The organism is Pimelobacter simplex, assembly GCF_900114845.1.
Classification (GTDB): Bacteria; Actinomycetota; Actinomycetes; order Propionibacteriales; family Nocardioidaceae; genus Nocardioides; species Nocardioides simplex.
Map to the genome: position 1 here is coordinate 1,447,102 of NZ_FOUK01000001.1, position 26,296 is coordinate 1,473,397.

The window sequence follows — 26,296 nt, forward strand, 5'->3', positions numbered from 1 at the left end:
CCGGTTGGTCCTCAGCCCATCGGGTGCTGTGATGCGTATCACAGCGCGCCGTGCAGGGAAGGAGGTCTCGCCGATGCGCCCGTCAGCAACAAGACTCCTGCGCCCCACCGGGTTGCTCAAGGCCGGAATCCTGGCGATCGTCACCGTGGTCGTACTGCCCGTCGCGGGCCACGCCTGCAACATCGGAAGCCGAACGGACGGTCGCGACGCGACGTGGTGCTTCACGGCGTCGATGGACGGAAAGCCCCTGATGCGCGACACCGCCCGCTGGGCGCTGAACAACCTCGTGTCCTCGACCGTCATGACAGCGACGCCGGTGGCGTCGTGCGATCCGGCGGTCAATCCCGGCGTCGACTACCGGTTCGCCGATCGCGACCTCGGCGCCGGTGTGTACGGCTCTGCGGAGTGCCAGGTCTGGTCGAGCTCGACGGTCTGCGGCCGCTACCGGATCAACGCGAATCGCGCCGAGATCGTGGCGGCGCTCAGCTCGACCGACGACATGTACTCCGACGGCGCAGAGCAGAGCGGAGAGCGGGAGCTGAACTTCAAGGCCAACTGGTGCCACGAGCTCGGGCACACGGTGACCTTGGAGCACCACCCGGTGAACTTCGCCAACCGCTTCAGCTACTACAACGGCGAGGGAGACCGGGCCCGCGACTGCATGGTGCGTGGGCATGTCGAGGTCTCGAGCAACTGGCTCCGGTACAACGCGCACCACGTGTCCGACGTCGCGTCCAGGCTCTAGGAGGGGACGAACCATGATCACTCAGCACCGTGTCCGACGCATCCACCCGCGCCCGCGGAGCGCAACCGCCGTCGTGTCCCTCGCAGCGCTCGCCATGGTCGCCGGCGGCTGCGGAGCGGCGGCCGACGAACCGCAGGCGGTCGACGCTGCTTCGGCCCCACAGTCCGCCGGCGTCCCGATCAACCGCAGCGCATTGGACCCCGCAGCCAAGGCCGCCGTCACCGCGCCCGAGGTCAACGCGATCGATCCGCAGCTCCCGATGACCAACGCCTCCCGGTTCAGCGCGGTCGTCGTCGGCAAGGTGCTCGGCGTCGCCGACGGGCCGAGGTTCGTCGACTACGAGGGGGACACCGAGCCGGGGCCGGACTGGGTGGTGCTGGAGGTCGAGCCGGTCGCCGTGCTCCGGGGAGAGGAACGCGTCGGCGACCCGATCCACGTCCGGCTGACGCTCTCCGATCGCGAGGGCCTCGAGAAGGCGATCCCGCCCGGGACGCTCGCCTTCGTCGCCGCGCAGCCGGTGGACCCGGCGGACGACCAGCACCTGGCCGACCCGTACGCCGGCGTGCCGGCGGGGAAGACCCGGTACATCGCGGGCGCGCCCTACGTCGCGGTGGCCGACGGACCGGGTCGGATCTGGTACCCGGTCTCGGGGCAGAGCTACGACCGTCCCCTCACTGCGCTGGTGCCGGGTGACCTGGCACCGCTCCTGCCGGCCGAGCTGAGGTAGACCGCCGGCGTGCTCAGCCGGCGGCGGCGTCGGGGTGGACCTTGGCGCGGGTCGCGCGGGTGGCGCCGATGCTCGCCACCACGACGCACGCGATCGCCACCCACTGGACCGCTGCGAGCTCCTCGCCGACGACGGCCAGACCGGCCAGCGCGGCGGCGGCCGGCTCCATGCTCATCAGGATGCCGAAGGTGGCGGCGGGCAGGGTCCGCAGGGCCGCGAGCTCGGCGCTGTAGGGGATGACCGAGCTGAGCAGGCCCACCGCGGCGCCGAGCAGCAGCACCCGCTGGTCGGCCAGGGCGCTGTCGTCGACGGTGAGCAGCAAGGGGGAGAGCAGGACGACGGCGACCAGGCTCGCCACGGCGAGGCCGTCGATGCCCTCCCAGCGGCGTCCGGTGGCGGCGCTGGACAGGATGTAGCCGGCCCACGCGGCGCCCGCGAGGACGGCGTACAGGACGCCGAGGGGGTCGAGGTGCCCGCGCTCGAAGCCGAGGAGCAGGACGCCGAGCGCGGCGAGTCCCACCCAGCCGAGGTCGCGCGGCCGGCGGAAGCCGATCGCGGCGAGCACCAGGGGGCCGATGAACTCGATGGTGACCGCGACGCCGATGGGGATCCGCGAGAACGATTGGTAGATGCCCCAGTTCATCGCGCCCAGGCAGGCGCCGTACCGCGCGGCGACGAGCCAGTCGTCACGGCTGCGCCCGCGCAGCCGGGGCCGGGCCCACAGCAGCAGGACGACGGCGCTGGTCGCCAGCCGGAGCCAGACCACGCCGTTGGGCTCGATGTCGGTGAACAGGCGCTTCGCGAAGCCGGCGCCGAGCTGGACCGAGCAGATGCCCAGGAGAACGAGACCGACCGCCACACCCAGCGGCGGGCCGTGGGTGGGGCGGTCGGTCTGCACGGGCTCACGCTAAGGGGCAGCCCGGGTCCAGGTGTTACTTGGCGACGACCAGTCCGTCGATGAGGACCTTGCGGCCGGTCTTGCTGATCACCTTGATCTTGAGGGTGCCGCCCTGGACGCTGCCGAAGGTGGCGACGGGGAGGACGAGCCGGGCGCCCTTGCCCTTGAGGCTGATCGTGCGGACCACCTTGCCGTTCCAGATCACCGCGACCTTGCCGCCCTTGGCCGACTTGGTGGCGACCAGCGCGAGCCGCTTGGCCTGCACGCCCTTGAGCTTGAGCACCCGGCCGCGCTGCTTGGTGAACGAGACGGTGTTGTCGAAGTGTCCCGCCTTGGCCTGCCGCTTCCAGCCCTTGCCGGCCAGCGCCCGGTCGTCGAGCGGGACGCTCGTGCAGCGCTCGGCCGAGCGCAGCCCCAGGTTGGCCGTCTTGTCGACCGACTGCACCGCGAAGCAGTACGTCGCACCGCGCGTCCCGGCGAACACCTTGGCCGCGCCGGTGAGGTCGTTGCCGGTCACCTGCGGGGCGCCGAGCGACTTGGCGTTCCAGGCCGCGGAGCGGACCAGCAGGTCGGTGCTCTTGACGCCGGAGAGGGCGTCGGTCGCGGACCAGGTCACGGCGAACGACGGCGCGAGCACCTGCGGCCCGGGGCCGGTGACGGTGCCGGTCGGGCCGGCCACGTCGAGGAAGTCGGCCTGGACGTACGACGACAGCCCGTTCTCGACCACACCGACGGCGACCACGTTGCCCTCACGGTCCATGTCGGCCGCGATCGGGCCGTCGGCCGCGCCGCCGTCGTACTCGCCGAAGAGGAAGAGCGGGTTGGTCCGGTGGCGCAGGACGAGGTCGTCGGCGCCGTTGTGGGCGAGCACCTGGGCGCCCCGGTCCGAGACGAGCGCGACGTGGGGGGTCTGGGTGAACGTGTCGGGGTCGACGATGCCGGACGAGCCGAAGCCGGCGTCGGGCTTCGCGATCGCGCCGCGGACCAGGTAGTCGTTGCCGTCGAACGCGGTCCAGGTCGCCCACAGGGTGCCGTTGGGGCTCACCGAGAGCGAGCGGTGGGCGGTCACGTCGCCGGGGCCGGACAGGATGTTCGGGGCGCCGGGCAGGCCGGTCGCGCCGACCTTGGCGACCGAGGCCCGGTAGACGCCGTTGTCCTGCCCGGCGAAGCCGACCGCGCCGCGGCCGTCGTCGGCCAGGCCGACCTGCGTCTCCTTCTGCACCGAGCCGCTCCAGGCGACGGCGACCGCCGTCGACCAGGTCGTGGTCGCGGTGCGGCGGGTGACCATGACGTCGCCGCCGTTGTTGGAGCTGTAGTACGACAGCAGCGCGGCACCGGCCGGGTTGACGTCGATCGAGGGTGCGTACGCGTGGTCGCCGAGCGTGGCGAACGTCGGTGCGCCGCCCTTCGGCCACAGCGCCGTCTGCACGCGGTCGACGCCCTGGGTGGTCGTGCCCACGGCGACGTGGAGCCGGCCGGCGCCGTCCATGGCGACGTCGGTGGTCTGGACGGTGTCGCTCTGCACGTTGAGCGGCGTCGAGCCGTCCCAGGTGCCGTTGCCGAGGTAGCGCGCGCCGCGGACCCGCTCGTCGCCGAGGAGCGACTCGCTCCAGACCACGGCGATGTCGCCGTTGCCGTTGGCGGCGACGTGGACGTCGTTGCCGGCGGTGACGGCGTTCGTGGTGACCGCCTTGGGGGAGGACCAGACGCCGTTGGTCGCGATCGCGGCGTACACCTTGTCGCCGCCGGGAACGGGCCGCACCCAGGCCGCGACGGCGTCGCCGGGGCCGGTGCTGACGACGTCGACCGACTCCGGGACGTCGCCGCTGCCGCTGATGTTGCCGCCGTCGATCCCGCCGACCGCGGAGGCGGGCGAGCCGGTCAGGCCGAGGGAGAGAGTGCCGACCGCGAGGGCCGCGGTGGTGAGTCCGAGAAGCTGGGTGCGCATCGTGGTGCCTTTCGATGTTCGGGGCCCTGGTGGGCCGGTGGCACCACGTTCGTCCCGGTGGGGGTGCGCTCACATCCGCGCCCGGCACGGAAGCAAGGAACGGGGGCACGGAGCCAAGACGCTCCGCGCACGGGCCGAGCGCGCATAGCATGCCGACGTGCGCTCCCCCCGGCTCGTGTCCCGCACTGCCGAGCGCGCGCGCCTGCACGCGGCGGTCGACGGCGTGCGGGACGGGCGCGGCGGTCTGTGGGTGCTGCGCGGCGACCCCGGCGTCGGGAAGTCGCGGCTCGCCGGCGCGCTCGCCGCGGAGGCGGCGGACGCGGGGCTCGAGGTGCTGTCCGGCCGCGCCGTCCCCTCCGGGACGCCGACCCCGCTGCGCCCCATCGGCGAGGCGCTGCTCGCCTGGCTGCGCACCCACGAGGTGCCCGACGACCGGCTGCTCGCGCCGTACCTGCCCACGCTCGCGCGGCTGGCGCCGCAGCTCGGCCCGGTCGCGCCCGACGGCGCGTCGTCGGTGATGCTCCTCGGCGAGGGGCTGCTCCGGCTGGCCCGCGCCGTGCCGGCGCCCGGGATCGTGCTGGTCGTCGAGGACCTGCACTGGGCCGACCCCGAGACCCTCGCCCTGGTGGAGTACCTCGGCGACAACGCCCGCGAGGTGCCGCTCGCCGTGGTCGCCACCTGCCGGCTGCACGAATCGCCGGCCGCCAACGAGCTGCTCACCGCGCTCGAGTGGCGCCGCTCGGCCGAGCTCGTCGAGGTCGCGCCGATGGCCGACGACGACGTGGCGGCCGTCGCGCTCGCGTGCCTCGGCAGCGAGCCGCCGGCCGAGGTCGTCGCGTGGCTGCAGCGCTACAGCGCCGGCTACCCCCTGCTCGTCGAGGAGATGCTCGCCGACCTCCGGGACGCGGGGGTGCTCGCCGAGCCCACCGGCGACGGCGGCGCCTGGACGCTCGCCGGACCGCTGCCGGTGCTCGTCCCGCGGCCCTTCGTGCGCTCGGTCGAGGGCCGGCTGGCCGAGGTCGGCCCGCAGGCCCGCCAGGTCGCCACCGCCGCCGCCATGCTCGGCCCCGAGCTCGACTGGCGGCTCCTCGCGGCGGCGCTGGAGCTCTCGGAGACCGAGGTGGCGGCGGCGCTGCACGACCTGCGGGGCCAGCGGCTCGTCGTCCCGGTGTCGGGGGAGCGGTTCGCCTTCCGCCACGCGCTCACCCGCGAGGCCGTGCTGACCGGGCTGCTCGCGCCGGAGCGGGCCCGGCTCGCCGGCCTCCTCGCCGCCGCGCTCGCCGCGCTCGCCGGGGACGCCGACGGCGCCGAGGACCACCTGCGCCTCGCCGAGCTGTACGAGGCGGCCGGCGACGACGAGCGCGCGGTCGCGCTCTGGCTGGCCACCGCCCGCGACGCGATCGGCCGCGGGGCGCTGGTCAGCGCGGGCGAGGCGCTGGGCCGCGCGCTCGCCCGCTGCACGCCGGGCAGCTCGCTGGAGACCGAGGTGCGCGAGGCCGAGGTCGAGGTGCACGCGCTCGCCGGCGACGTCCCGCGGGCCCTGGCCGCGGGCGAGGTGCTGACCGCGGAGCTCGCCGACGAGCCGGGGCGGCTGGCCGCCGTCCGGCTGCGGCTGGCGCGGGCGCTGCTGGCGGGCGGCAGCTGGGACGAGGCCGCCGCGATGCTCGCCGCCGCCGCGGGCCACGACCCCGCGCAGGAGGAGGTGCTCGCCGCCCGGCTGGCCCTCGGCCGCGAGGACGGCGCAACGGCGGCCGACCGGGCCGCGGCCGCGCTCGCCGCCGTGGGGGAGGACCGCCCCGAGATCGCGTGCGAGGCCTGGGAGGTGCTCGGCCGGGCGGCGCGGGCCCGCGACTACGTGGCCGCCGAGGACGCCTTCGAGGCCGGCTACCGGCTCGCCGACGCCCACGACCTGCCGCTGTGGCGCTGCCGGCTCCTCGCCGCGCTCGGCTCGCTCGACCTGGCGGCGCGCCGGCCGACCGAGGACCGGCTGGTCGCGGCCCGCCGGGCCGCGCTCGACGTGGGCGCCATCGCCACCGCCGCCCGGATCGAGATCGAGCTCAACCTGGTCCGGATCCGCTACCTCGACCTCGACGAGGCGATGGCCGCGATCGACAACGCGACCACGATGATGACCCGGCTGCGGCTGCCCGACCTCGCGACGGCGTACCTCCTGCGGGCGGCGACGCACGGGTTGGCCGGGCGCGCGGACGCCATGGAGGCCGACATCGCCACGGCGCTCGACCTGCCCATGGACGAGGGGCTGCGCGCGGTCGGCGTCCCCGGGCACGTCCGCTCGTTCGTCGCCCTCGCCCACGCCCGGTACGACGACGCGCACGCCCAGCTCGACCTGGCCATGGCCCACCACCGGCGCTCGCCGAGCATGCCGTTCTCGCTGCGCGGCTTCTGGGCGCTCCTGGAGACGGCGCTGGGCGACGACGGTGCCGCCGCGCGGGAGGAGGTGCGGACCGGGCCCCAGGCCAACAGCCCGCACAACTGGTTCGCACTGCGCTACGCCGACGCGATCGCGCTCGGCCGGGCCGGCGAGACGGCCGAGGCCGAGCGGGTCTTCGCCGACGCCGAGTGGGGGCTGCCCGGCCGCGAGCCGTGGCCCGAGCTCCACGCCCGGATGCTCGTCGCGAGGGCCGCCGCCCGGGACGGCTGGGGGACGCCGGAGCCGTGGTTCCGCCACGTCCTCGACGGCCTGGTCGGCTACGGCCTCACCGAGGCGGCGTCGGCCTGCCGGGTCGCGATGCGCGAGGCCGGCTTCGCCGTACCGCGCAAGGCGGCCGGCGCCGAGCGGGTGCCGCCCCACCTGCAGCGGCTCGGCGTCACCGCCCGTGAGCGCGACGTCCTCGAGCTCGTGGCCGCCGGTCTGCAGAACAAGCAGATCGCCGACCGGCTCTACCTCTCGGTGCGCACCGTCGAGACCCACGTGGCCCGGCTCCTCCAGCGCACCGGCAGTGCCGAGCGCGGCGAGCTGGCCGCGCACCTGGCGCCCCCTACGGAGTGACGCTCGGCCGCACGGCCAGGCCGAGGTCCTCGACGTCCTCCATCCGCTCGCACCACCACGAGCGCGCCCGGTCGCGGGTGCCGGGCCGCAGCGCCGCCTCGATCACCGGGACCGCCTCGGTGCCGGCGAGCTCGACGACGAGCGTGCAGCGGTCGTGCTCGGGGCTCAGCAGCCAGCGGCTGGTGACGAAACCCGGCAGCCGGCGCAGCCACGGCGCGACCTCGCTGCGCAGCCGGGCCAGCACCTCGTCGCTGCGGTCGGGGACCAGCACCAGCGTGACCAGCAGCGTCGTCATGGGGACAGCGTGGGGGAGCCGCGCCCGTCGTACATCCGTGGTCGCCACGGATACAACGTCCGGGCGATGACTTTTGCGCGGAGCGGGGGTCACAGTGGTCAGGACACGCCCGACGAGGAGGCAGCGATGAGCACGATCCTGATGGTGGGGACCCGCAAGGGCCTGTGGGTGGGCACCTCACCCGACCGGGCCGACTGGACCTTCACCGGGCCTCACCACGACATGGAGGAGGTCTACTCCTGCCTGGTCGACACCCGGAGCCCGACACCGCGGCTGTTCGCGGGTGCCTCGTCGAGCTGGCTCGGCCCGCAGCTGCGGTGGTCCGACGACCTCGGCGCGACCTGGCACGAGACCCCCAACGGCGCGATCCGGTTCCCCGAGGGCGCCGGTGCCACCGTGGCCCGGATCTGGCAGCTCGTCCCCGGGGTCGGCGACGGCGTGATCCACGCGGGCACCGAGCCGGGCGCCGTCTTCACCTCGACCGACGGCGGCGAGTCGTTCCGGCTCGAGGAGGGGCTCTGGAACCACCCCCACCGCCCCCAGTGGGACGCCGGCTACGGCGGCCAGGCCTTCCACACCGTGCTCCCGCACCCCACCGACGAGCGCTCGCTCACCGCGGCGCTCTCCACCGGCGGCGTCTACCAGACCCGTGACGGCGGCGAGAGCTGGGAGCCGCGCAACCACGGCATTCGCGCCGACTTCCTGCCCGAGGACCAGCGCTACCCCGAGTTCGGCCAGTGCGTCCACAAGGTCACCCGGCACCCGTCGCGGCCCGAGCGCCTCTACGCGCAGAACCACGGCGGCGTCTACCGCTCCGACGACGAGGGCGGCTCCTGGACCTCGATCGGCGACAGCCTGCCCAGCGACTTCGGCTTCCCGATCGTCGTCCACCCGCACCGCCCGGACACGATCTGGGTCTTCCCGCTCGGCGGCGGCGACCGCCGCTACCCGCCCGACGCCAAGGCCCGGGTGTGGCGCTCCGACGACGCCGGCGAGTCCTGGACCCCCTACGGCTCCGGCCTGCCCGACGCCTTCTACGTCGGCGTCATGCGCGACGCCCTCTGCGTCGACTCCCACGACCCCGCCGGCCTCTACCTCGGCGCCCGCAACGGCTCGGTCTGGGCCTCGGCCGACGACGGCGAGAGCTGGCGCCAGATCGCCGCCGACCTGCCCGACGTCATGTCGGTCAAGGTCGGCGTCTCGGCCTAGGTTGTCGTCATGCCCGCCTTCGCGCAGACCCACGAGACCACGATCGCCGCACCGCCCGCGACCGTTCACGCACTCATCGACGCCTTCCCGGAGTGGACCCGGTGGTCCCCCTGGGAGGGCCTCGACCCCGACCTGCGCCGCACCTACGAGGGCGAGGGCGTCGGGGCGTCGTACGCGTGGGAGGGGAACAAGAAGGCCGGCGAGGGCCGGATGACGTTCACCTCGATCACGCCCGAGCAGGTCGTCGTCGACCTCGTGTTCCTCAAGCCGTTCAAGGCGCAGAACGTGGTCACCTTCGACCTCACGCCCGACGGCCCCGGCACCCGTGTGGCCTGGACGATGAGCGGTGAGCGGAACCTGCTCTTCGCCGTCCTGGGGCGGCTGTTCTTCGACAAGGCGATCGCCAAGGACTTCCGGAGGGGGCTCGCCTCGCTCAAGGCGGCGGCTGAGGGGTGACGGGAGTTTCGCCGGTCGACCGGCGAAACTCACACCTGACCGATGAAGTTCCGTCGGTCCAGTGTGAGTTTCACCGGTCGACCGGCGAAACTGTCCCCGCCACCACAGGCGTAGCCTTGACCCATGCCCACCCTCCGTTCCGCGACGTCCACCTCGGGCCGCAACATGGCCGGTGCGCGTGCCCTCTGGCGCGCGACCGGCATGACCGACTCGGACTTCGGCAAGCCGATCATCGCCATCGCCAACTCGTTCACCGAGTTCGTCCCCGGTCACGTCCACCTCCGGGACGTCGGCAAGATCGTCGCGGAGTCGGTGGTGGCGAACGGTGGTGTCGCCAAGGAGTTCAACACCATCGCGGTCGACGACGGCATCGCGATGGGTCACGGCGGCATGCTCTACTCGCTGCCCAGCCGCGAGCTGATCGCCGACGCGGTGGAGTACATGGTCCAGGCGCACTGCGCCGACGCCATCGTCTGCATCTCCAACTGCGACAAGATCACCCCCGGCATGCTGCTGGCCGCGCTGCGGCTCAACATCCCGGTCGTGTTCGTCTCCGGCGGTCCGATGGAGGCCGGCAAGACGACGGCGATCGAGGGCATCGTGCACTCCAAGCTCGACCTGGTCGACGCGATGTCGGCATCGGCCAACGACGCGGTGAGCGACGAGCAGCTCGACGTGATCGAGCGGTCGGCGTGCCCGACCTGCGGGTCGTGCTCGGGCATGTTCACGGCCAACTCGATGAACTGCCTGACCGAGGCGATCGGGCTGTCGCTGCCGGGCAACGGCTCGACGCTGGCCACGCACGCCAAGCGCCGGGCGCTGTTCGAGGAGGCCGGCAAGGTCGTCATGGACCTGTGCCGCGCCTACTACGAGAACGACGACGAGTCGGCGCTGCCGCGCAACATCGCCACCCGTGAGGCGTTCGAGAACGCCGTCGCGCTCGACGTCGCGATGGGCGGCTCGACCAACACGGTGCTCCACCTGCTGGCTGCGGCCCGCGAGGCCGAGCTCGACTTCAGCGTCCACGACATCGACGCGATCTCGCGCCGGGTGCCGTGCCTGTCGAAGGTCGCGCCCAACTCGCCGAAGTTCCACATGGAGGACGTGCACCGCGCCGGCGGCATCCCCGCCCTGCTCGGTGAGCTGCGCCGCGGCGGCGCGCTCCACGAGAACGTCCACTCGGTCCACTCGCCCGACCTCGACAGCTGGCTCGGCGCCTGGGACATCCGCGCCGAGAGCCCGTCGGCCGAGGCGCTCGAGCTCTTCCAGGCCGCGCCGGGCGGGGTCCGCACGACCGAGCCGTTCTCGACCGAGAACCGCTGGGGCGAGCTCGACACCGACGCCGCCGAGGGCTGCATCCGCGACTTCGAGCACGCCTACTCCGCCGACGGCGGCCTGGCGATCCTCAGCGGCAACGTCGCCGTCGACGGGTGCGTGGTCAAGACCGCGGGCGTGGCCGAGGAGGCGCTGGTCTTCCACGGCACCGCCATCGTGTTCGAGTCCCAGGACGCCGCCGTCGAGGGCATCCTCGGCAAGAAGGTCGAGGCCGGGCACGTCGTCGTCATCCGCTACGAGGGCCCCAAGGGGGGCCCCGGCATGCAGGAGATGCTCTACCCCACGGCGTTCCTCAAGGGCCGCGGCCTGGGCGCGAAGTGCGCGCTCATCACCGACGGCCGGTTCTCCGGCGGCACGAGCGGCCTGTCCATCGGGCACATCTCGCCCGAGGCGGCCGGTGGCGGTCTGATCGCGCTCATCGAGGACGGCGACCCGATCTCGATCGACATCCCCAACCGCAGCATCCACCTCGACGTCGACGACCACGTCCTCGCCGAGCGCCGGGTGCTGCAGGAGAAGCGCGACAAGCCCTACACGCCGCTCGACCGCCAGCGTCCCGTGTCGGCGGCGCTGCGGGCCTACGCGTCGATGGCGACCGCGGCCTCCGACGGCGCCTACCGCCGCGTCCCGGACTGAGTCGTGGGCAAGGTCCACGCGGCGGTCGACGGCCGGCTGCGGGCGTTCGTCGAGCGCCAGAACGTCTTCTTCGTCGGTACGTCGCCGCTCGCCGCCGACGGCCACGTCAACGTGTCGCCCCGCGGCATCCCGGGCACGTTCGGGCTGCTCGACGAGCGCACGTTCGCCTGGGTCGACACGTCCGGCAGCGGCAGCGAGACGATCGCGCACGTCCGTGAGAACGGCCGCATCGTCGTGATGTTCTGCGCCTTCGACGGCGCGCCCAACATCGTCCGCTTCCACGGCCGCGGCCGGGTCGTGAGCCGCTACGACGAGGAGTACGCCGACCTGGCCGGCCGCTTCGACGACGTGCCCGGCGCCCGGGCGGTGATCGTGGTCGACATCGACCGGATCTCTGACGCCTGCGGCTACGGCGTCCCGCTGATGGACTACGTCGGCGAGCGCGACCTGCTGCCGCGCTACTTCGGCCGCAAGGGGGTGGCCGGCTCGGCCGACTACCGGCGCCGCAAGAACCGCACCAGCATCGACGGCCTGCCCGCCTTCGACGACGACCCGCTCGACGAGTGGGCGACGCTCGACGGCCTGGGCCGGATCCGGGTGCGCCTCGGTGAGCAAATCGACGGCTGGCAGCAGCCGGCCGGCTACGCCCTCGCCCTCGACGGCGAGCTCGGCCACGTCAACGGGCCGGGCGGGATGCACGGCCTGCCCGCCGTCGTCCTGGCGACGGTGCTCAAGCACGACGGCGCGACCGCCACGCTCGACGTCACCGCGCAGCAGCTCGACGAGGCGATCACGGCGCTCACCCCGGCCGAGGCCTGCACCGACGTCGAGCACCCGAACCTCTGGTCGTGGCGCGAGCTCCGCGACCGGCTCCGCGAGCAGGGCGGCCGGGGCCGGGTGACGGCGGTGTTCGTGCGCGACACCGCCGACCCCGTCTCCTCCGAGGACGACGCCCGGCTGCGGGCGGGCTGGGCCGCTCAGGCCACCTGACGCGTCTGCGTGACGACGTCGGCCAGCTCGGGCAGGTAGGCGTCGCGGACCGTGACCGGCTTCGGCAGCAGGCCGTTGCGGTGCAGCAGGTCGGCGGCGCGCTGCTGCTCGTCGAGGAACTCCTCCGACGGCGGGTGGATGCCGAACGGGCGGGTCGCCAGGGCGTGGGTCCACTCGTCGAGGTCGGCGCGCCGGCCGCGGCGGGCCGCGTCGTCGACGAAGTACTGCGCCGCCTCGCGCGGGTGGGCGGCGATCCAGGCGTCCGACTCCTGCAGGCTCTCGACGATCGCGCGCAGCTCGTCGGGGTGGGCGGTCGCGAAGTCGCGCCGGGTGAACCACAGCGACGGGTGGCTGAAGAGGCCGTCGGTCTCGACGAGCGTGGTCAGCGGCGCGGCCGCCTCGACCGCGGTCAGCTCGGGGTAGGAGCCGGTCCAGGCGTCGAGCTCGCCGTCGAGCAGGGCCTGCCCGGCGTCGAGCCCGGCGGTGTCGACCGGCTCGACGTCCGCCCAGCCGAGGCCGACCTGGTCGAGCGCGAAGAGCAGCAGCGTGGTCTGCCAGGAGCCGTGGCCGATCCCGACCCGCTTGCCCTTCAGGTCGGCGACCGTGGCGATCCCGGAGTCGGCGCGCGCGACCAGGCGGCCGTTGGCGATCCGCGGCTCGGAGACCCCGACGTACACGAGGTCGTGGCCCTGGCCGAGGCCGGTGATCGGCGGCGTGAAGCCGGTGCCGATGACGTCGTAGCCGCCGTCGGTGAAGAGGTGGTCGGCGTGCGCGGTGGGCAGGCCCTCACGGACGCCGACCCGGCTCTGCGGGAGGTCGCGGAAGTCGACCCACTCGACGTCGGGCAGGCGCTGCTCGACGATGCCGCGGTGGCGCAGGACGAAGAGCGAGTTGTTGCTGGGGAAGTAGCCGATCCGGGTGGTCATGAGGCGTTCCTCTCGATGGGGGCGGGTGCTGCGGGCGCAGCGGGGGAGGTGGGGTGGCCGGGGTGCCCGACGTACCCGGTCTTGTGGACGGACAGGCGGGGGAGTACCTCGGAGCCGATCCGGTAGGCCTCCTCGAGGTGCGGGACGGCGGCGAGGATGAAGGAGTCGACACCGATCTCGACGAGCTCCTCGAGCCGGGCCGCGACCTGCGCGTAGCTGCCGACCAGGCCGAAGGCGGGTCCGCCGCGCAGCAGGTGGAAGCCGCCCCAGACCTGGGGCTCGACCTCCATGTCGCGCGGGGTGCGCACGGGTCCGCGGACGAACGCGCGGGAGCGCGCGGCGCCGACGGAGTCGCCGCCGGTCGCCGCGTTGACCGCGGCGAGGTCGACCTGGGCCCAGCCGCGCTCCAGCTCGGCCCAGGCCTCGGCCTCGGTCTCCCGGGCGAGGACCTCGACGCGCAGCGCGAAGCGGGGACGACGGCCCAGGGTCGCGCTGCGCTCGCGCACCTCGGCGAACTTCTCGCGCAGGGCGTCGAACGGCTCGAGCCACGACAGGTAGTAGTCGGCGTACCCGCCGGCGGTGGCGATCGCGGCGGGGGAGGAGCCCGAGAAGTAGATCTCCGGCACGGCCTGCGCGGCGAGGTCGGGCGGCAGGCTGGCGCCGCGGACGTCGTAGAAGCGTCCCGCCAGGTCGTACGGCGCGGTGCCCCAGGTGCCCTGGAGCGCCTCGAGGAACTCGCCGGTGCGGGCGTAGCGGTCGTCGTGCGCGACCGGGTCGCCCCACCACGTCTGCTCGGGGCCGCCGCCTCCGGTGATGATGTTGTAGACGAGACGGCCGCCGCTGACCCGCTGCAGGGTCGCGGAGATCCGGGCCGCGTGGAACGGGTCGAGGAAGCCGGGCTGGAAGGCCACCATGAACCGGAACGAGCGGGTCTCCCGGACCAGCGCCGAGGCCGCGACCCAGGGGTCGTCGGTGAACGGGAACGACGGGAGCAGGCCCCCGACGAAGCCCGACACCTCGGCCGCGCGGGCGACGTCGGCCATGTGGTCGAGGTAGGTGTAGCCGTCCCGACCGCCGTCGCGCAGGCCGGGCGCGATGCTGCCCGGCCCGGTCGGGGACCAGTCGCCGCGGGAGGCGACCCGCTGCCGCAGCGACGGCTGGTCGCCGTGGGTGCCGATCCGCCAGTAGATGTCGACCATCAGCGTGCTCCTCCTGCAGGGGTGAGGTCACGGACGCGCGGGAGCAGGTGCTCGGCGATCCGGTAGGTCTCCTCGATCCGGGGGTGGGCGTCGAGGAGGTACGTCGTGATGCCGGCCGCGACGAGCTCGGCCAGGCGCTCGGCGAGCTCGTCGTACGTGCCGACGAGCGCCGTGCGCGGATCGATCGTGCGCGGCACCTCGGGCCGGTGCTCGCGGGCCACGACCCGCAGCGCGACGCCGATCTCGAGCGGCCGGTCGCCGGCTGCCGCGCGCAGCGCCGGCCCGTGGGCCAGCGCCGTGTCGAGGTCGTCGAAGAGGTGGACGTCGGCGAACCGGGCGGACAGGGCGAGCGCCTCGTCGCTGCTCCCGGTCAGGTGCAGGCGCGGGAACGGCAGGTCCGCGAGCGCCTCGCGGAAGCCCCCGCCGACGACCTGGTGGTAGCGGCCCTCGAACGTGAACTCGGTGTCGTGCCACACGCCGCGGGCGACGGTGAGGAACTCGGTGGCCCGGGCGTAGCGCTCGGCACGGGTCCGGGCGGGCGGGGTCGTCTGGGACGGGCCCGGCTCGTCGACGACGAGCTGCCAGCCGAGCCGGCCGTCGAAGAAGCGCTGCGCGGACGCGGCCTGCTTCGCGGCGTAGACCGGGTTCCCCCGACTGATCGGCAGCTCCTGGACGACCTCGAGCCAGCGGCTCGCGCGCAGGGCGTCGTACGCGACGACGCTGGCCTCGTCGCCCCCGAGGTCGTCGGCGGCGACCACGCCGGCGAAGCCGCCGAGCTCGGCGGCGCGCAGTGCCTGGGCGCGCTGCTCGGCGATGTCGAAGCCCGGCCAGGACCGCTCGTCGCGGGTGGCGAGCGGGACCAGGAAGCGCGGCGCCGGGTGGCTCATCGGCCCTCCTCCTCGTCGAGCAGGCGCCGGGCGGCGGCGAGCGGGGCCGGGTCGGCCCAGGCCTGCACGTCGACGGGCGCGTCGGTGAAGGCGTGCTCGTGCAGGAAGCGCTGCTGCTGGTCGAGCAGCGCGAGCCGCTCCGGGGAGAGGTCCGGGGTCAGGCCGAGGTGCACGTCGGCGCCGTACGCCGTCGTCACGCCGTCGCCGCCGGAGCCGACCTCGCTGCCGAGGAAGGCGCGCACCTCGTCGGGGTGCTCGGTCGCCCAGCGGGCGGCGCGCAGCGTCTGCGCGAGGAACCGGACGACGAGCTCGGGGCGCTCGTCGAGCAGCGCGGCGTGCACGGTGATCGGGCGCGGCGTCCCGTTGTTGACCCGGTCGGCGAGCGATGGCGTCGCGTCGAGGTCGACGGCGACCACGAGGCCCGCCGCCGCGGCCTGCTCGGCCGACCGGCCGCCCTTGAGGTAGACGGCGTCGACGGTGCCGGCCGCGAGCTCGTCGAGGCCCGGCCAGTGGGCCGCGGCCGACGGGTCCCAGCCCGGACGGCGGTCGGCCCGGCCGGGCACCTCGACCAGCTCGGCGTCGGCGAGGGTGAGCCCGGCGGTGCGCAGGGCCGAGGTGAGGCCGTGCAGCGCCATGGCGCGGGGGAAGCTCCGGGTCCGGGTGCCCGCCCAGCCGGGGACCGCCAGCCGGCGTCCGGCGAGGTCGGCGGCCGAGGCGATGCCGCTGTCGGGACGGACGACGACGCGCTGGCCCTCGTCGATCCAGGTCAGCCCGATCAGCCGCGTCGGAGCGCCCTCGGCGCGGGCGACGAGGGCCGGGACGTTGCCGCCCTCGCGGAAGAGCCCGACGAGGAGGTGGTCGAAGTGGTGCTCCGCGATCTCCGGGGGCGCGTCCTGGAGCACCTGCAGGGCCAGGTCGTCGCGGGCGAAGTCGTCGGCGAGCCAGCCCAGCCGGTGGGCGATGCCGCTCGCGGTGGGCACCGGGCAGCGGGTGTACCAGAGCGTGTCGAGCGAGGTCGGGGTCGTGGTCATGGGGTTGCCTCCGGGGTGTCGACGCCGAGCTCGGCCAGCAGCCGTCGGCGGTGGGCGAGCAGGTGGGGGTCGGTGATCGCGCGCGGGTGGGGCAGGTCGACCAGCAGGTCGACGGACACGTGCCCGTCGCGCAGCATCACGACCCGGTCGGCGAGGCGCAGCGCCTCGTCGACGTCGTGGGTCACCATCACGATCGCGGGGTCGTGGCGGCGGCGGAGCCGCTCGACCAGGTCGTGCATCTTGAGCCGGGTCAGCGCGTCCAGCGCGGCGAACGGCTCGTCGAGCAGGAGCAGGCGCGGCTCGCGCACCAGGGCCCGGGCGAGCGCCACCCGCTGCGCCTCGCCGCCGGACAGGGTGGCGGGCCAGGACCGCGCCTTGTCGGCGAGCCCGACCTCGGCCAGGGAGGCCAGCGCCGCGGCCCGGTTCGCGGCCGTGCCGCGCTGGCCGAGCATGACGTTGCGCAGCACCCGGTGGGCCGGGACCAGCCGCGGCTCCTGGTAGACCGTGGTCCGGGCCAGGGGGACGCCGAGCTCGCCGGCGTCGGGCCGCTCGAACCCGGCGAGCAGCCGCAGCAGGGTCGTCTTGCCGGTGCCGCTCGGTCCGAGCAGCGCGACGAGCTGACCGGGGGCGACGTCGAGGTCGATCCCGTCGAGGACCGCCTTGCCGTCGTACACCTTGCGGAGGCCGCGGATCCGCACGGCCGGGGCGGGGGACGTCGTGCTGCCGCCGGTCGCGGTGGCGAGGGTGACCGTCATCGCGCCGCCACCCCCGACCGCCAGGGCAGTGCCACGTGCTCGAGGAACCGGATGGCGGTGTCGATCAGCACGCCCAGGAGGGCGTAGAGCAGGATGCAGAGGACCATGTAGTCGCTGCGGAAGTACTGCTGTGAGAGCGAGACCAGGTAGCCGATGCCCTCGGTGGTGCCGATCTGCTCGGCGGCGATCAGGCCGGTGAGGCTGACGCTGAGGCAGATCCGCAGCGCCATCAGCAGGTTCGGGCGGGCGCAGGGGAGGATGACCTCCCACACGAGCCGGAACCCGCGCAGCCCGAACCCGCGGGCGGCCTCGACGACCTTGCGGTCGACGCCGCGCACGCCCAGGTAGGTGTAGGCGTACATCGGTGCCACCGCCGAGACCGCGATGAGGACGATCTTGAACGTCTCGCCGACGCCGAACCACGACAGCAGCAGCGGGACGAGCGCGAGGAAGGGCACCGCGCGGTACATCTGCATGCTCGGGTCGATCAGCTCCTCGCCGAGCGCGCTGGCGCCGGCGAGCACGCCGAGCACCAGGCCGGCGACGACACCGAGGCTGACCCCGATCGCCGCGCGGGTCGCGGACGCGGCCAGGAAGTCGGCCAGCTGCCCGCTCTCGGCGAGCTCGCGGAGCGCGCCGACGACCGAGCCCGGCGAGGCGAGGACCTGCGGGTCGAGCAGTCCGGTGGCGGACGCCGCCTGCCAGACCACCAGTAGGGCGACCGGCACGCTGGCCCGGGTGAGCAGCGACCACGAGCGGCTGCGGCGCCTCGTCCCCAGGAAGCGCGGGGTGACGAGGACGTCGGCGGTGGTCATCGGCCCAGCCGGGCGACCGCGGCGTCGGCGTCCACCGGCTTGCTGATCAGGCCGTTCTCGAGGAAGTAGTCGGCGACCTGCTGCACCTTGGCGACGTCGGCGTCGGTGGCCAGGGCCGGGGGCAGCTCGTAACGCAGCGACTCGGTGTCGTGCTCGAGGAGGTCGCCGCTCGTCGCGGTCGGCCCGGAGTCGGTGAACACGTTCTGGAACTTCTCGGGCTCCGCGTTGGCCTCCTTGACGAGGTCGGCGACGACCTCCTGGAAGACCTCGAGCGCCTCGGGGTTCTTCTCGACGACCTCGGACCGCGCCGCGAAGATCGTCAGGTCGTTGTCCTCGACGTCGGTGTTGGTCACGATCGTCTTGGCCCCGTTGGCGACCGCGAGCGGGTAGCCGCGCACGATCGCCCACCAGGCGTCGACCTTGCCCGACGCGAACGCGCCGGCGGCCTCGGCCGGGTTGAGGTAGACCTTCTCGACCGCGTCGTGCTCGATGCCGGCTTTGTCGAGCGCGAGATCGAGCAGGTACTCGCCGCGACCGCCGCGGTTGACGGCGATCTTCTTGCCGACGAGCTGGTCGATCGAGGTGACCGAGCTGTCGGCGGGCACCACGAGTCCGTCGGCGACGGGGGCGTCCGGATCGGTCGTGCGCGGGGCGACCGTGAAGATCTTGAGGTCGTCGCTGGTCGAGAGGTAGCCGATCGCGGGGGAGATCGCCCCCTGCAGGACGTTGACGTCGCCGGAGCGGACGGCGTCGATCGTGGCGGTGAAGGAGGCGTAGCTGCCGCCCCACTCGACCTTGGCGCCGACCTTCTCGAGACGGTCTTCCAGGACGCCGGTCTTCTTGGCGTACGCGAGCACGCCCTCGTTGCCGGGATCGCCGATGCGCAGGACGGTGGTGCCGCCGTCGTCGCCGTTCGCGGCGTCGCACGCGGTCAGCCCGAGGGCGGCGAGGACGAGAAGCGCAGCGGCGGCGAAGGCCGTCGTGCGGCGGGGGTGCTGGGACATGGGAGGGCTCCAAGCCGATCGAGGACCATTACTGGTGTAACTAGAGCAACTCGATAGACATTAGCACGTGATCAAATCCCGTGAACGTGTCACCGCTCACGGGTCGGACGCCGCCCGGGTCCTGGGGGAGGGTCAGTCGTGCGCGGCCGAGCCGGAGTTCCGGTCCAGCACCAGGAGCAGCTCGCGGAGGCGGGCGGCGTCCTCGGGGGAGAGCCCGGCGAGGATCTCGGACTCCGCCCGGGTGACCGACTCGTCGGCCGCGGCCCGGCGGCGCCGGCCGGCGGCCGAGAGGGTGACCACCTGGCGGCGCCGGTCGTCCGGGTCGGGACGGCGGGCCACCAGGCCGGCGTCCTCGAGCCGGGCGAGCGCCTTGACCAGGTAGTTGGGGTCCATGTCGAGCACCTGGCCGAGCCGCTGCTGGCTCAGCTCGCCGTCGTGGTCGCGCAGCACCAGCAGCACCGCGGCCTCCCGCGGCTGGAGGTCGAGCGGCTCGAGCGAGTCGGCGATCCGGCGGTGCGCCATCCGCCCGATGTGGGCCAGGAGGTAGCCCGGGCTGGTGAAGCGCGCTTCGGCCGTCATCGTCGGCCGCCGCTCGGCGCGAGGCATTCCCATGGCCAGGGAGGCTAGCCTGAGCCGGCGTCGGGCTACGTCACCGTCGGGCTTGCCGCGCGGGGCTGAGGGGGCGCGGTTCGTGCCGCTAGCCCGAGAGCAGCCCGCCCACCTGCCGCAGCACCTCCAGCAGGTGCCGCGGGAGCGGCGTCTCGTCGTCGGCCCGGTGCAGCGCGGTGAGCTCGCGGTGGATGGGCGGGTCGAAGCCGCGGGCGACCACGCCGGGCAGGGGGACCCGCGGGGTCTCGACGCTGTGCCACAGGCACGAGGCGATGCCGTGGGTGACGGCGGCGAGCCAGGCGTGGCGCTCGTCGGTCTCGACGGCGACCTCGGGGGTGATGGCGCACTCGGCGAAGAAGGTGTCGAGGGTGGCGCGGCGGGCACTGCCGGCGGTGGGGAGGACCAGGGGGACGCGGCCGAGGTCGGCGAGGGTGACCCGGTCGGGGAGGTCGGTGGCGGCGGGGGAGTAGAGGCGGACCTCCGCCCGCCCGATCGGGACGGCGACCAGGTCGGTGGTCACCGCGCTGTCGCACAGGCCGAGGTCGGCGCGCCCGGTGGCGACGAGGTCGGCGACCTCGGGCGAGCCGCTGCCGCCGAGGAGGCGGGTGTGCACGGTGACGCCGTGCTCGCGCAGCCCGGCGAGGATCGGGATGGCGAGCGCGGCCTGGAGCGTGGGTGACGCCGCGATCACCAGGGGCGCGGACGACGGCGCGGCGGCGGCCGTGGTGCGCAGCGTGGCGATGCTGTGGAGCACCGCCCGGGCCCGGCGCACGAACGTCTCGCCGGCGGGGGTGAGGGCGATGCCGCGCCCGTCGCGGGCGAAGAGGGTCAGGTCGAGCTCGCGCTCCAGCTGGCGCACGGCCCGGCTCAGCGCCGGCTGCGCCACGAACAGGGCGGCGGCCGCGGCGGTCATGCTGCCGTGCTCGGCCGTGGCCACGACGTAGCGCAGCTGCTGGATGTTCATCCGCCCTCCCATGCCGAACGGGTCTTGGACGCCGCTCCCGGTGGGCTCTGAATCTAGAACCTGTTCCCGCTCGGGCACGACATCCCGACACCCTCCGAGGAGAAGTCATGCGTCCCGTCCCTCTCGCCGCCCGTCTCGCCGTCGTCGGCACCGCCCTGGCAGCGGCCGTCGCGGCCACCGTGAGCGGCTCGTCCGCCGCGCCGGCGCCCACCCAGCCCGCCCAGTCCGCGAAGCCCGGTCCCACGGCCGCCCCGCTCGCCGGCCTCAAGGTCCTGATGACCAACGACGACAGCGCGCAGGGTCGCGATGCCGGCTTCGGCACCGACGGCAAGGGTCTGTACGAGATGCGCCGCGCGCTGTGCGCCGCCGGCGCCGACGTCCTCGTCGTCGCGCCCTGGGCCCAGCAGAGCGGCGCCGGGGCCCGGATGACGCCGCCGGGGTTCAGCCCCGTCGCGTTCACGGTGCAGGCGGTCGCCCCGCCCGCGGCGTACGCCGGCGACTGCGCCACGGGCTCGACCGGCGGCGCCGTCTTCGGCGTCTGCGTCGCGGCGAGCCCGTGCGGCTCGGGCACCCCGACGGCCTCGCCCGCGGACACCGTCAACGTCGCGCTCAGCCGGTTCGCCGCGACCTACTGGTCCGGCGGCCCGGACCTCGTCGTGTCCGGCACCAACTTCGGCCAGAACATCGGCGCCACCGTCAACCACTCCGGCACGGTCGGCGCCGTCGTCACCGCCCACGAGTACGACGTCCCGGCGATCGCGTTCAGTGCCGAGGTGCCGCGCGACCTGGCCCAGATCCCGAACGTGCCGTTCGCGGCGACCGCCGACTTCGGCGTCCGGCTGATCGCGGCGCTGCGCCAGCGCCGGGCCCTGGACGACGGCCTCGTCCTCAACGTGAACCACCCGTTCGTCGGCGCCGGCGAGAAGCTCGGCCGCCCGGTGCTCACCGACATCGGCCTCAGCAGCGACCTCGGCCTCACCTTCCTCGACGACGTCCCGCGCACCGGCGGCACCTACCGCCTGGTCCCCGGTGACCCGGCGCCGGAGACCCGCCGCAACGCCGACACGACCGCCCTGGCGCAGAACCGGATCGCGATCAGCGCGCTGGACGGCGAGTGGGGCCGGACCACCGGTCGCGGCCGGGTCGCCGGCGTGATCGCGCAGCTGCGCTGACCGGCCCCGGCCGGGTGTCCGTCACGGTGGCACAGTGGGAGGCGTGACGGACGCCTCGGCCGCGGAGCTCCTCACCGGAGCGGTCGGCGACCTCGTCGCCGACCTCCGCCGGCTGCGCGCCCCGGCCCTGGCCGACGAGCCGGACGCGGTCCACCAGCTCCGCACCACCGTGCGCCGGCTGCGCAACCTGCTGGCCGGCTACCGGCGCTACCTGCGCCGGAAGCCGGCCGACGACCTCCGGGCCCGCCTCGCGTCGTACGGGGCGCTGCTGGGGGAGGGGCGCGACCTCGAGGTCCGCGCCGACGACTGCCGCCGGGTGCTCGCCGAGCTCGACCGCGGCGACCTCCTCGACGACCTCGTCGCGCCGCTCCTCGCCGGGCACGCCGCCGAGCACGCCCGCCTGGTCGCCTGGAACGCCACCGACGAGGCGGCCGCGCTCGACGCCGTCCTCGACAGCTGGGCCGCCCGCCTGCCGCTGCGCCGCAAGCGCGCGGCCCGATCGGCGCGCTCCGCCGGCCGTCACGTCGTACGACGCGAGGCCGGGCGGGTGCTCGACCGCGCGGACGCCGCGGGCGAGACCTCCCACGACGTCCGCAAGGCCGCCCGCCGGCTGCGCCACGTCGCCGAGGTCGCCGGCGACGACCGGGCGGCCGCGCTCGGCAAGGAGATCCAGTCGTGCCTCGGCGAGCACCGCGACGCGGTCCTGCTCGCCGGGTACCTGTGGTCCGCCGGGGGGCCGGCCGTGCTCGTCGCGCACGTAGAGGTGCTCGCCGGCCGGGCGCTCGCGGACCTCCCGGACGCCCTCCGCCGGCTCCGCGCGCTGCACGAAGCGTGAGTCACCGGACGGGCGTACGGCATCGGCGTGAGTGACGCCTGTGCTCGTTGACACCGGCGGCGCGGGGGTCGGACGCTCGCTGGAGTCGTTCGAGGAGGGATGTCGTGATGGGTGCCCGGAGGATCCGCAGGCTGCTGACGGGCGCGCTCGCGGGGGCAGCGGCGGCGGCCGCTCTCGCGGTGGTCGGGCCGCTCCCCGTGGCCCACGCGGCGGGCTACACCCCGGCCGGTGGGCCCGGTGTGAACCTGGTCGGCTCCGGGGTCTCCTTCCGGCTGATCGAGGCCGACCAGACGTTCACCTGCGCAAGCGCCGGGCATGCCGGCACCGTCGTCGACCCCGGCGTGCCCCGCGCCTACGGAACCAGTCTCGCCGTCCTGACGGCGACCACCTACGGCGGCTGCGCGAACCCGTGGTGGGGTGCGGTCACGTTGACACCGGTCGGCTCGTGGAGCCTGGCCTTCACCGGTCCTCCGGCCGCGGGCTCGACGTCGTGGCCGGCGCGCATCGGCGACGTGGTCATCGCGTTCAGCTACCCGAGCTGCACCTTCCGGATCGAGGGCGCGATCAACGGCCGGTTCAACACGGCCACCCAGCGGTTCACGCCCAACACGGGGGCTTCCGGCCTGTCGATCCCGGCCAGCGGGCCGGGCGTGCCGACCGGCGCGCTCTGCGCCACGCTGGACGTCCAACCGGGCGACACCTTCGCAGTCGGGGGTACCTGGGCCGACGTCCCGCCGTCCGGGAGCACCGGGCTGACGGCCGCGGCGGGGTACACCGCCACCGGCACGAGCGTCGCGCTGACCGGGACCAACGTGAGCCTGCACGACCTCCCGGTCAACCAGCACCTGACCACCTGCCCCACGTTCACCCTCGACGGCACCGTGGACGCCAGCGGTGCTCCGCGCGCCTACGGCACGACGGCCGCGACCCTGTCCAGCATCGCCGCGAGCGGATGCACGGGACCGGCCACCCTCACCCCGTCGGGCGCATGGGCGCTGGTGGCGACCGGTGCCCCCGACGCCACCGGTCAGATCTGGCCGGCCCGGGTGACCGGCGTGGCCCTGGCGCTCGACCGTCCCGGATGGTGCTCGTTCACCGTCGCCGGATCGGTCAACGGCACCTTCGACGAGACCACGCGGCGCTTCACCCCCGTCGCGGGAGCGACCGGGCTGAGCATCGTCGGTGCCCCCGCGGGGCCGATGCGCCGCACTGGGCATCGCGAGCGGACACACCATCGGCGTCGGCGGGTACTGGACCGACGCGGGTCCGGGCCTCGACCTGTCGTAGCGGCCCCGCGGCGCCTGAAATCTGAGACCGCCGTCTTGCCATCTGGGACGCCACGGTACGTTTTCGACGGCACGCCGTGCGACGGCGTACGGTGGTCCCATGCATGACCTGCTTCTCGTACGCTCCGGACGCGCCGGCTGAGGCTGACCCTCGTCAGACCCACCAGCGCGTCCACCCCTCGTTGCCCAGCAACCGAGGGGTTTTTTGTTGAGTACGACGCGACGGACCACCCCCGCACAGACAAGGAACGACTCGGATGAGTGAGCAGCAGGGCTCGGGCGAGACCATCACCGGAGCACAGAGCCTGGTCCGGTCGCTGGAGGCGGCCGGGGTGACCGACATCTTCGGCATCCCCGGCGGCGCGATCCTCCCGGCCTACGACCCGCTGATGGACAGCAGCATCCGGCACATCCTCGTCCGCCACGAGCAGGGCGCCGGGCACGCTGCCCAGGGCTACGCCGCGGCGTCCGGCCGGGTCGGCGTCTGCATGGCGACCTCGGGCCCGGGCGCGACCAACCTGGTCACCCCGCTCGCGGACGCCCACATGGACTCGCTCCCGATGGTCGCGATCACCGGTCAGGTCGGCGCCTCGCTGATCGGCACCGACGCCTTCCAGGAGGCCGACATCCGCGGCATCACGATGCCGATCACCAAGCACAGCTTCCTGGTCACCGACCCCGCGGAGATCCCGACCAAGATCGCCGAGGCGTTCCACATCGCCTCCACCGGCCGGCCCGGCCCGGTCCTGGTCGACGTCACCAAGTCGGCACTGCAGTCCGGGACGTCGTTCCGGTGGCCCACCGAGCTCAACCTGCCCGGCTACCGGCCGGTGACCCGCCCCCACGCCAAGCAGATCCGCGAGGCGGCCCGGCTCATCCTCGAGTCGCGAAAGCCCGTCCTGTACGTCGGCGGCGGCACCATCCGCTCCGGCGCGGCCAAGGAGCTGGCGAGCCTCGCCGAGCTCACCGGCATCCCGGTGGTCACCACGCTGATGGCGCGCGGCGCGTTCCCCGACAGCCACCCGCAGCACCTCGGCATGCCGGGCATGCACGGCACCGTCGCGGCCGTCGCGGCGCTGCAGAAGAGCGACCTGATCATCAGCCTCGGCGCCCGCTTCGACGACCGGGTCACCGGCAACCTCGACTCCTTCGCGCCCGGCGCCAAGGTGATCCACGCCGACATCGACCCGGCCGAGATCGGCAAGAACCGCCACGCCGACGTCCCGATCGTGGGCGACGTCCGCGAGGTCCTCGTCGACCTCATCACCACGCTGCGCACCGAGCAGGAGGCCGGCCGGACCGGCGACTACGAGGGCTGGGTGGCGTTCTGCGCCGGGGTGAAGAAGAAGTACCCCGTCGGCTACGACGCGCCCGCCGACGGCGGCCTCGCGCCGCAGTACGTCCTCGAGCGGCTCAGCGCGATCTCGGGGCCCGGCACGATCTACACCGCCGGCGTCGGCCAGCACCAGATGTGGGCCGCGCACTACGTCGACTACGAGACCCCCAACACCTGGATCAACTCCGGTGGCCTGGGCACGATGGGCTTCTCGGTCCCGGCCGCGATGGGCGCGAAGGTCGCCATGCCCGACCACACCGTGTGGTCGGTCGACGGCGACGGCTGCTTCCAGATGACCAACCAGGAGCTCGCGACCTGCGCGATCAACGACATCCCGATCAAGGTCGCGATCATCAACAACGAATCGCTCGGCATGGTCCGGCAGTGGCAGACGCTGTTCTACGACAGCCGGTACTCCAACACCGACCTGCACTCCAAGCGGATCCCGGACTTCGTCAAGCTCGCCGATGCCTACGGCTGCGTGGGCCTCGCGTGCGACTCGCCCGCCGACGTCGACGCGACCATCCAGAAGGCGATGGAGATCAACGACGTCCCCGTCGTCGTCGACTTCCGCGTGCACCGCGACGCCATGGTCTGGCCGATGGTCGCCGCCGGCACCAGCAACGACGACATCAAGTACGCGCGCGACCTTGCCCCCCAGTTCGACGAGGACGATCTCTGATGGCCCAGCACACCCTCTCCGTCCTCGTCGAGGACAAGCCCGGCGTCCTCGCCCGGATCTCGGCGCTGTTCAGCCGCCGCGGCTTCAACATCGAGTCGCTCGCGGTCGGCCCGACCGAGCACGACGAGATCTCCCGGATGACCATCGTGGTCAACGTGGACTCCTCGCCCCTCGAGCAGGTGACCAAGCAGCTCAACAAGCTGGTCGAGGTCATCAAGATCGTCGAGCTCGACCCGACCGCCTCGGTCGCGCGCGAGCTCGTCCTGGTCAAGGTCGGCGCCACCGCCGAGAACCGCGGTGAGGTGCTCGACGTCGTCCAGCTGTTCAAGGCCAAGGTCATCGACGTCGCCGCCGACGCCGTGACCATGCAGATCGTCGGCAACGACGGCAAGATCGCCGACTTCCTGCGCGTGCTCGAGCCCTTCGGGATCCGCGAGCTCGTGCAGTCCGGCATGGTGGCCATCGGCCGCGGGTCGCGCTCCATCTCCGAGCGCAGCAAGCCCGTCGCCGTCCCGGTGCCGCCGGCCGCCAACGACTGAATCCCCA

At 73.9% G+C, this 26,296-nt stretch carries 24 protein-coding genes; 12 read left to right on the forward strand and 12 right to left on the reverse strand.

Going from position 1 to position 26,296, the window contains the following annotated elements:
- The first annotated feature begins 31 nt into the window (after positions 1-31).
- Together BM223_RS07035 and BM223_RS07040 are read left to right on the forward strand one after the other, a co-directional pair.
- Positions 32-745, forward strand: coding sequence for a hypothetical protein (locus tag BM223_RS07035; protein WP_141267581.1), 714 nt, complete (start codon positions 32-34; stop codon positions 743-745).
- Positions 746-818: 73 nt separating this feature from the next.
- Complete coding sequence (locus tag BM223_RS07040) at positions 819-1,472, forward strand: hypothetical protein (RefSeq protein WP_141267583.1); 654 nt, start codon at positions 819-821, stop codon at positions 1,470-1,472.
- 13 nt (positions 1,473-1,485) lie between these two features.
- Here the strand turns inward: BM223_RS07040 and BM223_RS07045 are convergent, their stop codons facing one another.
- Both BM223_RS07045 and BM223_RS07050 read right to left on the reverse strand, forming a co-directional pair.
- Positions 1,486-2,370 carry an EamA family transporter gene (locus BM223_RS07045; protein ID WP_052138877.1) on the reverse strand — a complete coding sequence of 295 codons (885 nt, stop codon included), beginning with the start codon at positions 2,368-2,370 and terminating at the stop codon, positions 1,486-1,488.
- Between the two features lie 34 nt (positions 2,371-2,404).
- On the reverse strand, positions 2,405-4,318 hold the full coding sequence (locus BM223_RS07050) for a hypothetical protein (protein WP_038680554.1): 1,914 nt from the start codon (positions 4,316-4,318) through the stop codon (positions 2,405-2,407).
- 157 nt (positions 4,319-4,475) lie between these two features.
- Here BM223_RS07050 and BM223_RS07055 point away from each other — a divergent pair, with 157 nt between their 5' ends.
- A complete protein-coding gene (locus BM223_RS07055) occupies positions 4,476-7,328 on the forward strand; it encodes an ATP-binding protein (protein ID WP_082003730.1) in 2,853 nt (950 codons plus the stop codon).
- On the opposite strand, the gene BM223_RS07060 is transcribed toward BM223_RS07055, so the two are convergent.
- Entirely contained in the window at positions 7,318-7,623 is a 306-nt protein-coding gene (locus BM223_RS07060) for a hypothetical protein (protein ID WP_038680551.1), read from the reverse strand. The two genes, BM223_RS07055 and BM223_RS07060, sit on opposite strands and share 11 nt — an antisense overlap.
- A gap of 126 nt (positions 7,624-7,749) precedes the next feature.
- Here BM223_RS07060 and BM223_RS07065 point away from each other — a divergent pair, with 126 nt between their 5' ends.
- From BM223_RS07065 to BM223_RS29695, 4 genes are all read left to right on the forward strand, one after another.
- Entirely contained in the window at positions 7,750-8,832 is a 1,083-nt protein-coding gene (locus BM223_RS07065) for a WD40/YVTN/BNR-like repeat-containing protein (RefSeq protein WP_038680549.1), read from the forward strand.
- Positions 8,833-8,841: 9 nt separating this feature from the next.
- A complete protein-coding gene (locus tag BM223_RS07070; protein ID WP_038680548.1) occupies positions 8,842-9,288 on the forward strand; it encodes an SRPBCC family protein in 447 nt (148 codons plus the stop codon).
- A gap of 123 nt (positions 9,289-9,411) precedes the next feature.
- The gene (ilvD, locus tag BM223_RS07075) at positions 9,412-11,259 is read left to right on the forward strand and encodes a dihydroxy-acid dehydratase (RefSeq protein WP_075018488.1); all 1,848 of its coding nucleotides are present in this window, start codon (positions 9,412-9,414) and stop codon (positions 11,257-11,259) included.
- A 3-nt stretch (positions 11,260-11,262) separates the two neighbouring features.
- Complete coding sequence (locus tag BM223_RS29695; RefSeq protein WP_170222567.1) at positions 11,263-12,249, forward strand: pyridoxamine 5'-phosphate oxidase family protein; 987 nt, start codon at positions 11,263-11,265, stop codon at positions 12,247-12,249.
- Here BM223_RS29695 and BM223_RS07085 read toward each other — a convergent pair.
- The 9 genes from BM223_RS07085 to BM223_RS07125 form a co-directional block, all read right to left on the reverse strand.
- Entirely contained in the window at positions 12,237-13,175 is a 939-nt protein-coding gene (locus BM223_RS07085) for an ABC transporter substrate-binding protein (RefSeq protein ID WP_038680546.1), read from the reverse strand. The two genes, BM223_RS29695 and BM223_RS07085, sit on opposite strands and share 13 nt — an antisense overlap.
- Positions 13,172-14,374 carry an LLM class flavin-dependent oxidoreductase gene (locus tag BM223_RS07090; RefSeq protein ID WP_075018489.1) on the reverse strand — a complete coding sequence of 401 codons (1,203 nt, stop codon included), beginning with the start codon at positions 14,372-14,374 and terminating at the stop codon, positions 13,172-13,174. Before BM223_RS07090 ends, BM223_RS07085 begins: the two co-directional genes overlap by 4 nt.
- On the reverse strand, positions 14,374-15,261 hold the full coding sequence (locus tag BM223_RS07095) for an LLM class flavin-dependent oxidoreductase (RefSeq protein ID WP_052138876.1): 888 nt from the start codon (positions 15,259-15,261) through the stop codon (positions 14,374-14,376). Before BM223_RS07095 ends, BM223_RS07090 begins: the two co-directional genes overlap by 1 nt.
- Entirely contained in the window at positions 15,258-16,292 is a 1,035-nt protein-coding gene (locus tag BM223_RS07100) for an ABC transporter substrate-binding protein (RefSeq protein WP_038680544.1), read from the reverse strand. The genes BM223_RS07095 and BM223_RS07100 overlap by 4 nt, the downstream gene beginning before the upstream one ends.
- A complete protein-coding gene (locus BM223_RS07105; RefSeq protein WP_052138875.1) occupies positions 16,289-17,047 on the reverse strand; it encodes an ABC transporter ATP-binding protein in 759 nt (252 codons plus the stop codon). Before BM223_RS07105 ends, BM223_RS07100 begins: the two co-directional genes overlap by 4 nt.
- A complete protein-coding gene (locus BM223_RS07110; protein WP_038680542.1) occupies positions 17,044-17,862 on the reverse strand; it encodes an ABC transporter permease in 819 nt (272 codons plus the stop codon). Before BM223_RS07110 ends, BM223_RS07105 begins: the two co-directional genes overlap by 4 nt.
- Positions 17,859-18,866, reverse strand: coding sequence for an ABC transporter substrate-binding protein (locus BM223_RS07115; protein WP_052138874.1), 1,008 nt, complete (start codon positions 18,864-18,866; stop codon positions 17,859-17,861). The genes BM223_RS07110 and BM223_RS07115 overlap by 4 nt, the downstream gene beginning before the upstream one ends.
- Before the next feature lie 132 nt (positions 18,867-18,998).
- Positions 18,999-19,478 carry a MarR family winged helix-turn-helix transcriptional regulator gene (locus BM223_RS07120; RefSeq protein WP_082003728.1) on the reverse strand — a complete coding sequence of 160 codons (480 nt, stop codon included), beginning with the start codon at positions 19,476-19,478 and terminating at the stop codon, positions 18,999-19,001.
- Between the two features lie 85 nt (positions 19,479-19,563).
- Positions 19,564-20,439, reverse strand: a complete 876-nt coding sequence (locus tag BM223_RS07125; protein WP_052138872.1) for a LysR family transcriptional regulator — start codon at positions 20,437-20,439, stop codon at positions 19,564-19,566.
- A 107-nt stretch (positions 20,440-20,546) separates the two neighbouring features.
- Here BM223_RS07125 and surE point away from each other — a divergent pair, with 107 nt between their 5' ends.
- From surE to ilvN, 5 genes are all read left to right on the forward strand, one after another.
- Positions 20,547-21,611: a 5'/3'-nucleotidase SurE gene (gene surE / locus BM223_RS07130; RefSeq protein WP_052138871.1), complete on the forward strand. Its 1,065-nt coding sequence runs from the start codon at positions 20,547-20,549 to the stop codon at positions 21,609-21,611.
- A gap of 43 nt (positions 21,612-21,654) precedes the next feature.
- Entirely contained in the window at positions 21,655-22,446 is a 792-nt protein-coding gene (locus BM223_RS07135; RefSeq protein ID WP_075018490.1) for a CHAD domain-containing protein, read from the forward strand.
- A gap of 107 nt (positions 22,447-22,553) precedes the next feature.
- Complete coding sequence (locus BM223_RS07140; protein ID WP_038680538.1) at positions 22,554-23,840, forward strand: hypothetical protein; 1,287 nt, start codon at positions 22,554-22,556, stop codon at positions 23,838-23,840.
- Positions 23,841-23,989: 149 nt separating this feature from the next.
- Positions 23,990-25,750 carry an acetolactate synthase large subunit gene (locus BM223_RS07145; RefSeq protein WP_038680536.1) on the forward strand — a complete coding sequence of 587 codons (1,761 nt, stop codon included), beginning with the start codon at positions 23,990-23,992 and terminating at the stop codon, positions 25,748-25,750.
- Positions 25,750-26,289: an acetolactate synthase small subunit gene (gene ilvN, locus BM223_RS07150; protein WP_038680534.1), complete on the forward strand. Its 540-nt coding sequence runs from the start codon at positions 25,750-25,752 to the stop codon at positions 26,287-26,289. The genes BM223_RS07145 and ilvN overlap by 1 nt, the downstream gene beginning before the upstream one ends.
- Positions 26,290-26,296: the final 7 nt, after the last annotated feature.